Raw genomic sequence first — 13147 nt, forward strand, 5'->3', positions numbered from 1 at the left:
CCACCGAAACCCCCACGCCCCGCCCGAACTCCTTCACCGAAGTGACCGAGGGCGGCGCGCCTTCCCGGGCGTAGCGCTTTTCGGTGCGCATCGGCACCTTCACCAGCACTTTTGGCTTCGGCGGGTGACCGGCCATCAGTTGTGCGTGCGATTCACTATCACTTCTGCAGGCGGTCGAGCATCACTTTTGCGGGTGCGGCAGGAACCCGGGAGACGCTTGACCCTGTCCCGAGGGCAGGGGCTGGAGTGGTGATGACGCACCACCGAGGCCCCAGGAGCGCCCGATGACCAGCACGGCTGAGCATGATCACCGGAACGAGCGGCGGGGTGGGGGCTCGTGGTGGTTCCGCAGGCCCTTTCAGATCATCCGGGCGAACCTCGGCGCCTACCTGGCGCTGAACGCGATGGCCTACGGGTTGTTCCTGGTCGGGATGGGCGTGGGTCTGCTGCGGCCCGAGCTCACCGCGGCGAACGCCGTGTCGCTGCAGCAGGACGGGACGTTGGAGCTGGTCACCTGGGCGATGTCGAGCACGTGGCTGTTCAGCCTGATCATCCTCGCGGTGAACACCGTCGGGCTGAGCCTGGTGCACGTCCTGCTGCCCTCGGCGATCGTCCCCTTCGGCGGCATCGCCGTCTTCGCCTTCTGGACCTTCGACACCGGGGTGACGTTGGCGCCGATCAACGAGGTCGCGGCGTTGACGATGATCCCGCACTCGCTGACGGTCCTCATCGAGTTCCAGGCGTACGTCCTGGTCCTGCTCGGCGCCTACCGGCTGGGGATGTCGTGGCTGCGTCCCGGGACGGTCGGCGCACGCACCCGCCGCCAGGGCTACGTCCACGGGTTGCGGCAGGTCGGCCGGCTGAGCCCGCCCGCGCTGGCGCTGCTGGTCGTCGGCGCGATCTACGAAGCGGTCGAGATCATCCACCTGGTCCCGCTGCTGCTGTCTTGACCCTGCCCTTGGGGCAGGGTGTGGACTGGTTCGGACATCGCACGCCGAGATGGGGGTCGAACGATGGCGTGGAGCACCAGGCAGGTCGCCGATCTCGCGGGGACGACGGTGAAGGCCGTTCGGCACTACCACGAGATCGGGTTGCTGGACGTGCCCGAACGCGCGTCGAACGGGTACAAGAAGTACGGGGTCTCGCACCTGATCCGGTTGGTGCAGATCAAGAGGCTGAGCGATCTGGGGCTTCCGCTGTCGCAGATCGCGGCGATGGGCAACGCCGGTGAGGACCCGACCGAGGCGATCTCCGTTCTCGACGCCGAGCTGGAGGCGACGATCCAGCGGCTGACCCGGATCCGCGCCGAACTTGCCGTGATCCTGCGCCACCGCGCGTCACCCGAGGTGCCGCCCGAGTTCGCACCGCTCGCCGGGGACTTCTCCGACAGCCAGAAAGCACTGCTGACGGTCTACTCGACGGTCTTCAGCGACGAGGACCTGGCGGAGTTCAGCCGTGCCCTGGGCGAGCGGAACGACGTCGAGGACGCGCTCGAGGCGCTGCCCGAGGACGTCGACGACGAGGCGATCGAGCAACTCGCCCAGCGCCTGGCGCCGGTGGTCCGCCGCCGCCGTGAGGAGCACCCGCAGCTGGAGAACCTGGTGGTGAACTCACCGCGCGGCGAGAAGCTGGCAACGAACGCGATGGCGCACGCGGTCGCGGAGTTCTACAACCCCGCGCAGATCCGTGCCCTGCAACGCGCGAACGCGCTCCTGGAGCAGGAGGACGACTTCAGCTGAACCGGCTCCCCGGTCAGCACCCCGCAGGTACCGTTCGGCGGCGTCGGCACTGATCAGGGGGAATGTGTCCATGACCGCTCTGCACGTCAGCCCGGAGTTCCCGTCGGTCCTCCAGCGCATCGACGCCCTCGGCGAGACGCTCCGGACGAGCGCGGACGCCGCCGACCGGCGCGGGAGCCTCGGCGAGGACGTCGCGGACGGCCTGCTGGCGGCCGGGGCCGTTCGGGCTTCGCTGCCCGCGAGCCTCGGTGGTCACGAGTTCGCGCCGCACCAGCTGATCGAGGTGATCGAGCGGATCAGCCACCACGACGCCGCGGCCGGCTGGACGATGATGGCGTTGCAGCACATCACCGGCACGACCGCCGCGTACCTCGACAGCGCTGCGGCGGGTGCTCTGTTCCCCGCCGTCGCCGCCGGGGATCACGCGTTGCTGGCCGGGCACGGCACCCGACCGGGCCGCGCCGTCCCGGTGGACGGCGGCTACCTGGTGAGCGGGAGCTGGCAGTTCGCCTCCGGCATGGCGCTGGCCACGCACGTCCACAGCCTGGTCGTCGTCGAGGGCAGCGGCGAACCGCGGGTGCTGGCGATGCCGAAGTCGCAGGTGTCGCTGGTGGACAACTGGGACGTGCACGGGCTGCGCGCGACGACCAGCATCGACTACCACTGCGCCGACGTGTTCGTCCCGGCGGAGAACACCTATCCCGCGACGACGACCACGCCCGCCAACGGCGGAGCGATGTACCGCGTCGGCCTGGTCAACATGGCGGCGATCGGGCACACGGGCTGGGCGCTCGGTGTCGGACGCCGACTGCTCGACGAGCTGAAGTCGTGCGCAGCGCCCAAGTTCGCCACCCCCGGCGCCGCCGTCAGCACCGCGCAGTTCCACGCCGAGTACGCGACCGCCGAAGCCGCGCTGCGCTCCGCCCGGGCGTGGGCGATGCAGGTGTGGCAGGACGTCGAGCGCACCTTGGACACCGGCGAAGCCCAGACCACCGAGCAGGACACGATGATCCGGCTCGCCCTCGGCAACGCCACGCGCACCGCGCAGGAGGCCGGCCGGACCGCGCACCGCTGGGCGGGAACGGCGGCGATCCGCCGGGGACCGATCAACCGCTTCCTCCGCGACCTCGACACCGGGGCCCAGCACGTCACGTCCAGCCCGGTGGTCCTGCAGAACTGCGGAAAGTGGCTCAGCGGCGCACAACCCGAAGCCCGCTGGGAATTCCTCGACCTGGTGCCGTGATCGCCGCGAATCCGAGAGCGAACGCCCGGGGCGGATCTCCGGGCCGGCCACTTTCCCGCCGTGACCACGGGGGCACGCGGTCGCGGTATACCGTGGTCGGCGTGGTGTTTCCGTGGTTTGGGGGTCGTGGCCGGTGAGCGTCAAGGTTGCTCTGCTGGATGATGAGGACTTGGTGCGGTCCGGGATTCGGATGATCCTGGAGTCGGATCCCGAGATCGCGGTGGTGGCCGAGGCCGTCAACGGGGTCGGGATCGTGGACCTCGTGGCGAAGTTCTCGCCCGACGTGGTGCTCACCGACATCCAGATGCCCGAGGTCGGGGGCTTGGAAGTGACCAAGCGGCTCGCCGCGCTGCCCGATCCTCCCGCCGTGGGCGTGCTGACGACCTTCGACGTGGACGAGTACGTGCACGAGGCGCTGCAGAACGGAGCGGCCGGATTCCTGCTCAAGGACACCCGGCCGCACGAACTGATCGCCGCCGTGCACACCCTCGCCGGTGGTGAGGCGATGCTCTCGCCGCGGATCACCCGGAAGCTGCTGACGACCTTCTCCTCCGGGGGCGGCGCCGCGCAGTCGGCGAAGTCCAAGATGGACAAGCTGACCGCGCGGGAGCGCGAAGTCGCCGTGGCGGTCGCGCAGGGTTCGAGCAACGCCGAGATCGCCGCCGACCTGTACATGAGCCAGTCCACCGTGAAGGTCCACATCGGACGGATCATGCACAAGCTCGACGCCGTCAACCGGACCCAGGTCGCGATCATCGCCCACGACGCCGGCTTGGCCTAGGGCTGTTGATGAATGCGGAGGAGCCGCATCCTCTTCCACCACCTGAGCAGCCGGCACCGCCGCGGGTTCTTCAGCGCCTTCGTGGCGAGCACGCCGGGACGTGGTGTATTGGCATACATCAGGAGCGGTGCACGGAGACCACGGAGGCGCTCAGGTTCCGCCACCCGCACCGCCACGCACAGCAATTCCTCAGCAGTCCTCAGTACGCCTCGCGCCGCCGGTAGGCGTCCCCGCGCCCGATCAGGAACCACGCCACCGGTCCCAGGAACGGGGCCGAGAAGGTGATGATGATCCACACGATCGTCATCCCGAAGCCCAGCGGCGAGCAGAGGATGCTGACCAGCGCGCAGATGAACAGCGCCAGCGCGCCGAACATCACCAGCGCGAGCAGCCCCAGGCTGCCCATCGCGAACAACTGCTCCGGGTTGCTGAAGAGCGTGCCCAGGTCCATTGCGTTTCCTTCCAGGAGTTGCGTCGTCGTTCGATCAACAACGCTATGGACCGGCGGCCGCCGCGACGTCCTTCCTCCCGCTCGTCCGAACTTGGCCGAAAGTCGTACCCGCCTCGGCCGGTCGGCGAACGTTCCGCGCGAACTGCGCGGCTAGAGTCGGCCCGGTGCGCGAACTCCTCGACCGAGAGCACCTGCTGTCCTGGTGGGACGGCAAGGTGCACCGCCTGCTGATCGACCTCGCCGTCGCCCTGACGTTCAGCGGGGTGTTCAGCGGCCAGGCCACGCCGTGGGAGTACTTCCTGTACTCCGCCGTCGGCGTCGCGCTGCTCGTGCGCCGACGGTTTCCGCTGGTCACCGCCGGAACCTCGCTCGTGCCGGTCGCCCTCATGCTCCACCCGGCGCCGGCGTGGGTCGCGCTGTACACCTACGCCCGGCGACACGGTGGCGCGCCTTCGACGTGGGTCGTGGGCATCGCGATCATCGCGACCGGGGTGACGGCGAACCTGGTCCGCTACCCCGGCCAGGAGTTGTTCCCGACGCTGCTGAGCATCGGCGTGAACTCGGCGCTCTACACCGTTCCCGCGATGCTCGGGTTGTGGCTGCACCAGCGGCAGGCGCTGGTGACCGCCGCCCGCGAGCGCATCGAACGCGCCGAGCGGGAACGCGCGCTGCTCACCGGGCGGGCCGTCACCGAGGAGCGGCGGCGGATCGCGCGCGAGCTGCACGACGTGATCGCCCACCGGGCCAGCGTCATGTCGCTGCAGGCCGGCGCGCTCACCCTGCACGCGAAGGACGAGGGCACCGCCCATACCGCGGAGATCATCCGCGAGAACAGCGCGAAGGCGCTCACCGAGCTGCGCGGCATGCTGCGGGTGCTGCGCGAAGGCCCGTCCGACCTCTCCGAAGCCCCGGCCTTGGCCGACATCGCCCAGCTGGTGCGCGAAACCGGCTCCGGAGTGCGGTTGAGCATGCCCGACGAACTCCCCGAGACCACCGGGAGCACCGGCCGCGCGGCCTACCGGGTGGTGCAGGAGGCGCTGACGAACGCGGCGCAGCACGCGCCCGGAGCGTCGGTGTCCGTCGTCGTCGAGGACGGCGACGAGCTCCGCGCCACCATCACCAACGGCCCCGGTGCGCAGGCGTCGACCGCCGGGCCCGGGTACGGGCTGCTCGGGATGCGGGAGCGCGTGGCCCTCGCGGGCGGCTCCCTCGAGGTGGGCCAGACCGCGGACGGAGGCTTCCGGGTGGCGGCCGTGCTGCCGCGATGACCGAAAGTCGTACCCGGTCATAGCTGGAAGTGAGACGCCCCGACCCGGCCGGATTCGCGATTCTCGTCGTCATGCGGGACATCCGATCCGACTTCGAGGAGCAGGGTTGATCACCATCCGGGAACTGACCAAGCGCTACGGCAACAAGCTCGCCGTGCACGACCTGACGTGCACGATCCGGCCGGGCGTGGTGACCGGCTTCCTCGGCCCGAACGGGGCGGGCAAGTCCACCACGATGCGGCTCATGCTCGGCCTCGACCGCGGCGAGGGCGAAGTCCTCTTCAACGACCGCCGCTACCGCGACCTGCCGAACCCGGTGCGCAGCGTGGGCGCGCTGCTCGACGCCGGGGCCGTGCACCCCGGGCGGTCGGCGCACCAGCACCTGCGGATGATCGCCGCCGGAGCGGGGATCTCCGAGCAGCGGGTCCGCGAGGTGCTGGCCGCCGTCGGCCTCGACGAGGTGCGGTCCCGCCGCATCGGCGGCTTCAGCCTGGGGATGCGGCAGCGCCTCGGCATCGCCGCCGCGCTGGTGGGAGACCCCGAGCACGTGATCCTCGACGAGCCGACCAACGGGCTCGACCCCGAAGGCGTCCGCTGGATCCGCTCGCTGCTGCGCAACCTCGCCGACGAGGGCCGGACCGTGTTCGTCTCCTCGCACCTGCTGTCCGAGATCGCGCAGCTCGCCGATGATCTCGTCGTCATCGGCGAGGGCCGGCTGATCGCCGCCCAGCCGGTGCGCGACTTCATCGCCGCGCACACCCGCACCCACGTCGTCGTCCGCACGCCGGACCCGGAGCGGTTCCGGAAGTGGCTGCAGCAGGCGGGGTTCCAGGTCGAGCCGGAGGACGTCGACGCGCTCGTCGTCGACACCCCCAACGCCGACGCGGTCAGCTCCGCCGCACGCCAGGCCGGGGTCGCGATCCGCGAACTGCACACCCGCCGCAGCAGCCTCGAAGACGCCTTCTTCAACGCCACCGCCAACGCCACGACCTACCGGGGAGAAGCAGCATGACCACCACCCTCGAAGCCCGTCCCCAGGCCGACCGCGCGCCGGGGTTCGGCCGAGCGCTGGCCTACGAGTGGGCCGCCTTCCGGACCGTGCGGTCCAACTGGGTGCTGATCGGGGCGGCGCTGCTGGTGCAGCTCCTGCTCACGGTGTTCGCGCACGACTCGCGCGACCACGGGGACGTCACCTTCGACAAGGTGCTCTCCGTCGCGTGGTTGTTCGGGGCGCTCGTGGGGGCGCTCGGCGTCAACTCCTTCGGCACCGAGTACCGGTTCCGCACGATCACCACGACCGTGCTCACCGCGCGATCGCGGACGCGCGTGCTGCTGGCCAAGATGGCCGTGGTCACCGCGGCCGCCGCCGTCACCGAGATCGCGGTGCTCGCGACGTCCTGGCTGGTGCTCGCGGTGTTCTTCGCCGCCGCGCCGACGGTGTCGTCGTCGCTGCTGATGGGCACCGGTGTCGTCGTCTACACCGCGCTGATGACGCTGATCGGGCTCGCGCTGGCCGCGCTGCTGCACGGTTCGGTCGTCCCGATCGCCTTCCTGGTGGTGTGGCCGGAGGTCGAGATGTTGCTGATCAACCGGCTCGACCTGCCGGAGTGGCTGCTGGTCGTGCTCCAACCGTTCTACTCGGCCCGCCGCCTGATCAGCGAGACGCCCGAGTGGCCGCACGTGCTGCCGATGCTGGGACTCGCGGCGGTGCTGCTCGGCGCTGCGGGCATCGTCCTGACCCGCCGCGACGTGTGAGTACGGTGACGGACGTGCCGGTCGAACAGAAGCGCTCGTGGTTGTCGTGGTGGGACGGTTCGCTGCGGTCGCTGCTGTTCGACCTCGCCGTCGCGGCGGCCCCGGTCGCGGGTGAGTTCTACGCGCACGGCGGGCGCCTCAGCGACACCTCTCCCCTGGCGATCGCCGCGCTGATCACCGGGTTCCTCGCGCTGGTGGTGCGGCGGCGCTTCCCGTTCGCCGTCGCTGTGGTGCTGGCCGCGACGTCGATGCGGATGGATGGCGTCATCGGGGCGACGGAAGTCGCGATGTACACGGTCGCGAGCCGGTGCGGACCGCGGCCGACGACGTGGCTGGCCGTCGGCGCTCACCTGCTGGCCCTCGTGCCGATGGTGTGGCGGTGGGACGGGTTCCCCCCGGGGCCGTTGATGACCATCGTGGTGACGAGCGTGGTCGTGCCGACGCTGATCGGGCTGTGGGTGTTCGGGCGGCGGCGCGTGCTCGTCGACTACCGGGAGAAGGCCGACCAGGTCGAGCGCGAGCGAAAGCTGCTGGCGGAGCAGGCCGTGGAGGCGCAGCGGCGCGAGATCGCCCGCGAGATGCACGACGTCGTCGCGCACCGCATCGGAGTGGTGTCGCGGCACGCCGACGTGCTGGCCGCCACCGCCGTCGACGAGCGCAGCGCCGAGCTCGCCGAGATCATCCGGTCCACCAGCGCCACCGCGATGTCCGAGCTGCACGAGATGCTGCGCGCGCTGCGCGACGACGCCGAACCCGAACCGGCCTCGGCGAGCACGACCGGCATCGCCGACCTCGTCTCCGGTGCCGTCGAGTCGGGGGCGAACGTGCGGCTCGACATGGCCGAGCCCGCCCCGGACGTCCCGCCCGAGGTGGGGCGGGCCGCGTACCGCGTGGTGCAGGAGGGGCTCACCAACGCCGCCAAGCACGCCCCGAACGCGGCCGTGCGGGTCACCGTGCGGTCCGACGGCGACGAGCTGGCGGTGACGGTCACCAACCGCCGCAGCCCGCGCGGCCACGACGTCGCGCTGCCCAGCTCCGGCTTCGGCCTGGTCGGCATGCGCGAGCGCGTCGCGCTCACCGGGGGCAGGTTGCAGACCGGCCGCACCGAGGACGGCGGCTACCGCGTCCACGCCAGCTTCCCGCTCCTCCCCGGCGGGCCCTCGTCCGAGTGACCGTGTCCTGGGCGCTGCGTGATCGTCAGCGACCGGCGACGGCGCGTTCGACGGCGGCGATGTAGTCGTCGAACTCGGCTGTGGGCTCGCCGTCCTGGACGAGGGCGTCGCGCTGAGCCCGGGTGAGCTCCAGCTGCACGCCCTTGCCCCGCGTGTTGAGGTTGCCGATGTTGTCGGGGCTCTCACCCGCGAGGCCGTCAGGAACGGTGTCCGGCGCGTCGAAGCCCTCCGCGCGGAGTTCGGCGCGCACGGCGTCGCGCAGCTCGGTGTCGAGGCCACCGACGTAGGTCGTGGCGGTGTCACCGGCGGCTCCGTGCCAGGACACGGTGTAGGTCGAGCCGGCGACGAGCTCGCGGATCTGAGGCTCGTCGAAGTTCGTGGAGGTGATGTGCAGGACGCTGTTGCCCGACGGCTTGAGCCCCTCGAACGTGCCGAAGCCGTGCCCACCGGCCTGGGCGCCGGCGTCGGCGAGTTCGGTGGTGGGACGCTCGATGCCGCCGCCGTGGATGGCGATGTGGACGAGGTCGGTGTCGCCGGTGCGCACCTCGCGCCGGTAGTCGACGCCCTCGGTCTCGTTGGCGGCCAGGTCGGCGTAGTTGGCGTAGGTGTCCTCCGCCGCGGCCACCGGAGTGACGACCAGCGCGAGCAGCGCCGCGGTGGTCGCCGTTGCGGTCCTGATGATCATCTGCATCCCCTCAGCACGAGTGCGTGACCCGGACGAAGGGTATGCGGCGGACACGATCGCGTGGGCCAACGGCGGGAAAACGCCGTCAGTCGGCGAGCAGCGCCTCGATCCGGTGCTGCTCGACGAGTTCCTCGTAGTCCGAGGGGTCCGCCTCGACCAGCACCGCCGGACGTCCCGTCACCTCGCCGATGGGACGCAGGAGTGCGAGCGCCTTCTCGCGGGTGGTGAGCACGCCGACCACCAGGGCCGCCCGCTCGGGATCCCCCGCGTCGTCCGCGACGCCGAGGCTCCAGGGGACCTCGCACGGGCCCCGGTGCCGCTCGTCGGGGCACAGCAGGTGCGCGATCGGGTCCTGCGCCCCGATGGCTTCGGCGAGGTTCGCGAATCCGTCGACCCGGATCTCGTAGACGCGCGCGTGGTTCATCCGCTCCCCCAGGTGATGTGGCCGTGCGAACCAGCATCGCGCCGGAGAGCGGGCGGCGATTCCGGGGCCTCCCGGAGATTTCCCCGAGAGAGCCCCGGAATCGGCTGCTCGCCGAGGTCGAGGATGGCGTAGCCGAAGGCCGGGACCGTGATGGTCCGCCCCTCGACGCGGACACCGCTGTCCTCGACCGGGCGGGCCTTCGCCAGCCGGTCGTCGGCGACGTCGACGGTGACCTGCTCGCGGCTCGGGTTGATCGTGATCAGGAAGCGGTCGCCGCGCAGGTAGGTCAGCGGGTAGCCGTCGTGGAACACCTCCACCGCGCCGCCGCTGCCGAGCTCTGGGTGCTTCGTGCGCAGCGCGATGACCCGCTGCACGAAGTTCAGCAGCGAGCCCTCGTCCGCGAGCTGGCCTGCGACGGTCGGCCGGTTCGGGTCCGGGTCCTGCGGGATGTAGAGCTCCTCGGCAGGAGCGGTGGAGAACCCGGCGTTGGGACCGTCGTTCCACTGCATCGGAGTCCGGTTGTTCTGCCGACCGGCGCTGCCCTCGACGTCCGGCAGGCCCTCGATCAGCCGCATCCCGATCTCCTCGCCGTAGTACAGCGTCGGAACGGTCGGCCAGGTCAGCCAGAACGCGAACGCGGCGGGGACCTCCTCAGGCGTGCGCACGCCGTTGTTCAGCCGCAGCGCGCCGTCGTGGTTGGCCGAGGGCAGCAGGATGTGCCCGGGGCTCCCGATGGCCTGCTCGGTCTGCTGCCAGGCGTCGACGAAGGTCTTGGCGCTGCCGGTGCCGTCGGCGCCGAAGTAGGGGTTGTCCTGCCACAACGACTTCCACGGCGCACCGTCGCCGGGTCCGTTGACGGGCAGGAAGAAGTCGCCGTCGAAGCCCGCGGGGACCGAGGTCGCCGGGTCGCCCCACTCGGCGATCATCACCGCGTCGGGGTGGTGCTCGTCCATCCACGCCCGCATCTCGCCCCACAGCTTGCCGGTCTCGACCCAGCCCGGGTCGTCCTTGACCAGCGTCGCGGCCAGGTCGCAGCGGAACCCGGAGACGCCGAGCTTCAGCCAGTGATCCATGACCTCGCGCATCGCTTCGCGGTTGCGCTTGGGGCCTTCGGCGTCGACCGGCTGGCGCCACGGCTGGTCCGGGTTCATCCGCGCGTAGCCGTAGTTGATGGCCGGCTGCGTCTCGTAGTAGTTCTTCAGGAACGCGCCCTCGCGCGGACCGGGCGAGGCGACGAAGTCCTCCGGCAGGCTGCCGTCCGGCGGCAGCTGGTCGGGCGTCGCCCACACGTAGCGGCTGTCGGTGTCGTCCTGCAGGGACTGCAAGAACCACGGGTGCTGGTCCGAGGTGTGCCCGGCGACCAGGTCGAACAGCACCCGGATGCCGCGGGCCCGCGCCTCGGTGACCAGCTCGGCCACGTCCTCCTGGGCCCCGTAGCGCGGGTGCACGCCGACGTAGTCGGTGATGTCGTAACCGGCGTCGGTGAACGGCGACGGGAAGACCGGGTTGGCCCAGATCGCGGTGATCCCGAGCCACGCCAGGTGGTCGAGGTGCTCGGTGATGCCGCGCAGGTCACCGATGCCATCGCCGTTGGTGTCGGCGAAGCTCTGCGGATACACCTGGTAGAGCACGGCGTCGGCGAGCCACGAGGGCTGACCCGACGCCGCAGCGGGACTCACCCGCGAGATCGGCAGCACAGCGGCCCCCGCGAGCACCGCACCTGCACCGATCATGAACGACCGCCTCGACACCAATGCACCCAGCTCCGTCCTGAATACGTATACACAAGCGGCGCTGAATGTACTCCATCCGAGCGATCCCCAAAAGCCGCCGACCGGCACCGCTCGTTCCCAGAACTCGGCCGGTTCCCGCTGCGCGGCACCCGGTGGTCGCCGGGTGCCGCGGCGGGTTCAGCGGAGGTCGAGCACGGCGTATCCGAAGGCCGGGACCGCGATGGCCTGGCCGTTGATCGTCACACCGCTGTCCTCGACGGCCGTGGCGTTCGCCAGCCGCTCGTCGGGGACGGTGAGCGTCACCGCGTCCCGGCTGGGGTTGACCGTCACCAGGAACCGGTCACCGCGCAGGTAGGTCAGCGGGTAGCCGTCGTGGAAGACCTGCACGTCGGAGGCGGTTCCGAGCTCGGGGTTGGCCTGGCGCAGCGCGATGAGCCGCTGCACGAGGTTCAGCAGGGACCCCGGGTCGTCGCGCTGCGCCTCGACGTTCGGCCGGTTCGGACCGGGATCCTGCGGGAGGTAGAGGTTTTCGGCGGGAGCGGTGGAGAACCCGGCGTTGGGGCCGTCGTTCCACTGCATCGGAGTCCGGTTGTTCTGCCGACCGTTGCTGCCCTCGACGTCCGGCAGACCGTCGACCAGCCGCATGCCGATCTCCTCGCCGTAGTAGATCAGCGGGACGACCGGCCAGGTCAGCCAGAACGCGAACGCCACCGGGATCTCCTCCGGCGTGCGGACGCCGTTGTTCAGCCGCAGCGCGGTGTCGTGGTTGGCGGAGGGCAGGATGACTCCCCCGGGCCGCCCGATCGCGTCCTCCGCCTCGCGCCAGGCGTCGATGAAGATCTTGGCCGTGCCGGTCCCGTCGGCGCCGAAGTAGGGGTTGTCCTGCCACAACGAGCGCCAAGCCTCGCCGGTCTGGAAGAAGAAGTCGCCGTCGAACCCGGCCGGAACCGCGACCTTCGGATCGCCCCACTCCGAGACCAGCACCGCGTCGGGGTGGTTCTCGTCCAGCCAGGTGGCCATCTCGCCCCAGAGCTTGCCGGTTTCGACGAGGTCGGGATCGTCCTCGATCAGGCTCGCCGCCATGTCGCAGCGGAACCCCGCCACTCCCAGCCGCAGCCAGTGGTCCATGACCTCGCGCATCGCCTCGCGGTTGCGCTTGGGACCTTCGGCGTCGACCGGCTGGCGCCACGGCTCATCGGGGTTCATCCGCGCGTAGCCGTAGTTGACGGCCGGCTGGGTGTCGTAGAAGTTCTTCAAGAACGCGCCTTCTCGCGGACCCGGCGAGGTGACGAAGTTCTCCGGCAGTTCGCCGCCGGGGAACTGATCCGGGCTCGCCCAGGTGAAGCGGTCGTCGGAGAAGTCCTGCAGCGAGTTGAGGAACCACGGGTGCTGGTCCGAGGTGTGCCCGGCGACCAGGTCGAACAGGATGCGGATGCCGCGCTTGCGCGCTTCCTCGGTCAGCCGGGCCACGTCGTCCTGCGTGCCGTAGCGCTCGTGCACGCCCACGTAGTCGGACACGTCGTAGCCGGCGTCGGTCAGCGGCGACGGGAAGACCGGGTTCATCCAGACCGCGGTGATGCCGAGCCACTGGAGGTGGTCGAGGTGGTCGATGATGCCCTGCAGGTCACCGACTCCGGTGCCGTCGGTGTCGGCGTAGGTCTGCGGGTAGATCTGGTAGAGCACCGCATCGGCCAGCCACGAGGCGTCCGCGCGGGCCATCGGGGGACGCAACTCCGAGATCGGCAGCACGGTCGCTCCCGCGACCAGCGCTCCGGTGGAGATCATGAACGATCGCCTGGACACCGCCATATCCGCTCCCCAATCGGAATACGTATGAAAAAGTCAGGCCGAAGCTACGCCGCTCGATCGCCCGCCGGAACGCGCAAGAACGCGTTC

13 protein-coding genes are annotated in these 13147 nt (G+C 70.5%); 8 read left to right on the forward strand and 5 right to left on the reverse strand.

Annotated features, from left to right (window positions below; translation table 11 throughout):
* The first annotated feature begins 284 nt into the window (after positions 1 to 284).
* The 4 genes from E1202_RS05875 to E1202_RS05890 all read left to right on the forward strand — a co-directional run bounded on the left by E1202_RS05875 (position 285) and on the right by E1202_RS05890 (position 3763).
* Positions 285 to 950 (forward strand): stage II sporulation protein M, encoded by a 666-nt coding sequence (locus E1202_RS05875; RefSeq protein ID WP_235877766.1) that lies wholly within the window; start codon positions 285 to 287, stop codon positions 948 to 950.
* 63 nt (positions 951 to 1013) lie between these two features.
* The gene (locus E1202_RS05880) at positions 1014 to 1739 is read left to right on the forward strand and encodes a MerR family transcriptional regulator (protein WP_132681536.1); all 726 of its coding nucleotides are present in this window, start codon (positions 1014 to 1016) and stop codon (positions 1737 to 1739) included.
* A gap of 70 nt (positions 1740 to 1809) precedes the next feature.
* The gene (locus tag E1202_RS05885; protein WP_132681537.1) at positions 1810 to 2982 is read left to right on the forward strand and encodes an acyl-CoA dehydrogenase family protein; all 1173 of its coding nucleotides are present in this window, start codon (positions 1810 to 1812) and stop codon (positions 2980 to 2982) included.
* A 133-nt stretch (positions 2983 to 3115) separates the two neighbouring features.
* A complete protein-coding gene (locus E1202_RS05890) occupies positions 3116 to 3763 on the forward strand; it encodes a response regulator (protein WP_132676390.1) in 648 nt (215 codons plus the stop codon).
* 199 nt (positions 3764 to 3962) lie between these two features.
* Here the strand turns inward: E1202_RS05890 and E1202_RS05895 are convergent, their stop codons facing one another.
* Complete coding sequence (locus E1202_RS05895; RefSeq protein ID WP_132681538.1) at positions 3963 to 4214, reverse strand: PLD nuclease N-terminal domain-containing protein; 252 nt, start codon at positions 4212 to 4214, stop codon at positions 3963 to 3965.
* A 164-nt stretch (positions 4215 to 4378) separates the two neighbouring features.
* On the opposite strand from E1202_RS05895, the gene E1202_RS05900 reads away from it, so the two are divergent.
* From E1202_RS05900 to E1202_RS05915, 4 genes are all read left to right on the forward strand, one after another.
* On the forward strand, positions 4379 to 5482 hold the full coding sequence (locus E1202_RS05900) for a sensor histidine kinase (RefSeq protein ID WP_132681539.1): 1104 nt from the start codon (positions 4379 to 4381) through the stop codon (positions 5480 to 5482).
* Positions 5483 to 5588: 106 nt separating this feature from the next.
* Positions 5589 to 6494: an ABC transporter ATP-binding protein gene (locus E1202_RS05905; RefSeq protein WP_132681540.1), complete on the forward strand. Its 906-nt coding sequence runs from the start codon at positions 5589 to 5591 to the stop codon at positions 6492 to 6494.
* Positions 6491 to 7237 (forward strand): ABC transporter permease, encoded by a 747-nt coding sequence (locus E1202_RS05910; protein ID WP_132681541.1) that lies wholly within the window; start codon positions 6491 to 6493, stop codon positions 7235 to 7237. The genes E1202_RS05905 and E1202_RS05910 overlap by 4 nt, the downstream gene beginning before the upstream one ends.
* A 14-nt stretch (positions 7238 to 7251) precedes the next feature.
* On the forward strand, positions 7252 to 8409 hold the full coding sequence (locus E1202_RS05915) for a sensor histidine kinase (protein ID WP_235877768.1): 1158 nt from the start codon (positions 7252 to 7254) through the stop codon (positions 8407 to 8409).
* 25 nt (positions 8410 to 8434) lie between these two features.
* On the opposite strand, the gene E1202_RS05920 is transcribed toward E1202_RS05915, so the two are convergent.
* The 4 genes from E1202_RS05920 to E1202_RS05935 all read right to left on the reverse strand — a co-directional run bounded on the left by E1202_RS05920 (position 8435) and on the right by E1202_RS05935 (position 13054).
* The gene (locus E1202_RS05920; protein WP_165943749.1) at positions 8435 to 9094 is read right to left on the reverse strand and encodes a poly-gamma-glutamate hydrolase family protein; all 660 of its coding nucleotides are present in this window, start codon (positions 9092 to 9094) and stop codon (positions 8435 to 8437) included.
* Positions 9095 to 9179: 85 nt separating this feature from the next.
* Positions 9180 to 9518, reverse strand: a complete 339-nt coding sequence (locus E1202_RS05925) for a hypothetical protein (protein WP_132681544.1) — start codon at positions 9516 to 9518, stop codon at positions 9180 to 9182.
* Positions 9515 to 11251 (reverse strand): alpha-amylase family glycosyl hydrolase, encoded by a 1737-nt coding sequence (locus E1202_RS05930; RefSeq protein WP_132681545.1) that lies wholly within the window; start codon positions 11249 to 11251, stop codon positions 9515 to 9517. Before E1202_RS05930 ends, E1202_RS05925 begins: the two co-directional genes overlap by 4 nt.
* A gap of 177 nt (positions 11252 to 11428) precedes the next feature.
* Positions 11429 to 13054: an alpha-amylase family glycosyl hydrolase gene (locus E1202_RS05935; RefSeq protein ID WP_207918483.1), complete on the reverse strand. Its 1626-nt coding sequence runs from the start codon at positions 13052 to 13054 to the stop codon at positions 11429 to 11431.
* Between the last annotated feature and the right edge of the window lie 93 nt (positions 13055 to 13147).

The sequence above is a fragment of the Saccharopolyspora karakumensis genome (genome assembly GCF_004349225.1).
In the GTDB taxonomy this organism is placed as follows: domain Bacteria; phylum Actinomycetota; class Actinomycetes; order Mycobacteriales; family Pseudonocardiaceae; genus Saccharopolyspora; species Saccharopolyspora endophytica.

Coding starts and splice junctions, on each gene's coding strand:
- E1202_RS05875 (WP_235877766.1), top strand. CDS start 285: ATGACCAGCACGGCTGAGCATGATCACCGGAACGAGCGGCGGGGTGGG.
- E1202_RS05880 (WP_132681536.1), top strand. CDS start 1,014: ATGGCGTGGAGCACCAGGCAGGTCGCCGATCTCGCGGGGACGACGGTG.
- E1202_RS05885 (WP_132681537.1), top strand. CDS start 1,810: ATGACCGCTCTGCACGTCAGCCCGGAGTTCCCGTCGGTCCTCCAGCGC.
- E1202_RS05895 (WP_132681538.1), bottom strand. CDS start 4,214: ATGGACCTGGGCACGCTCTTCAGCAACCCGGAGCAGTTGTTCGCGATG.
- E1202_RS05910 (WP_132681541.1), top strand. CDS start 6,491: ATGACCACCACCCTCGAAGCCCGTCCCCAGGCCGACCGCGCGCCGGGG.
- E1202_RS05920 (WP_165943749.1), bottom strand. CDS start 9,094: ATGATCATCAGGACCGCAACGGCGACCACCGCGGCGCTGCTCGCGCTG.
- E1202_RS05925 (WP_132681544.1), bottom strand. CDS start 9,518: ATGAACCACGCGCGCGTCTACGAGATCCGGGTCGACGGATTCGCGAAC.
- E1202_RS05930 (WP_132681545.1), bottom strand. CDS start 11,251: ATGATCGGTGCAGGTGCGGTGCTCGCGGGGGCCGCTGTGCTGCCGATC.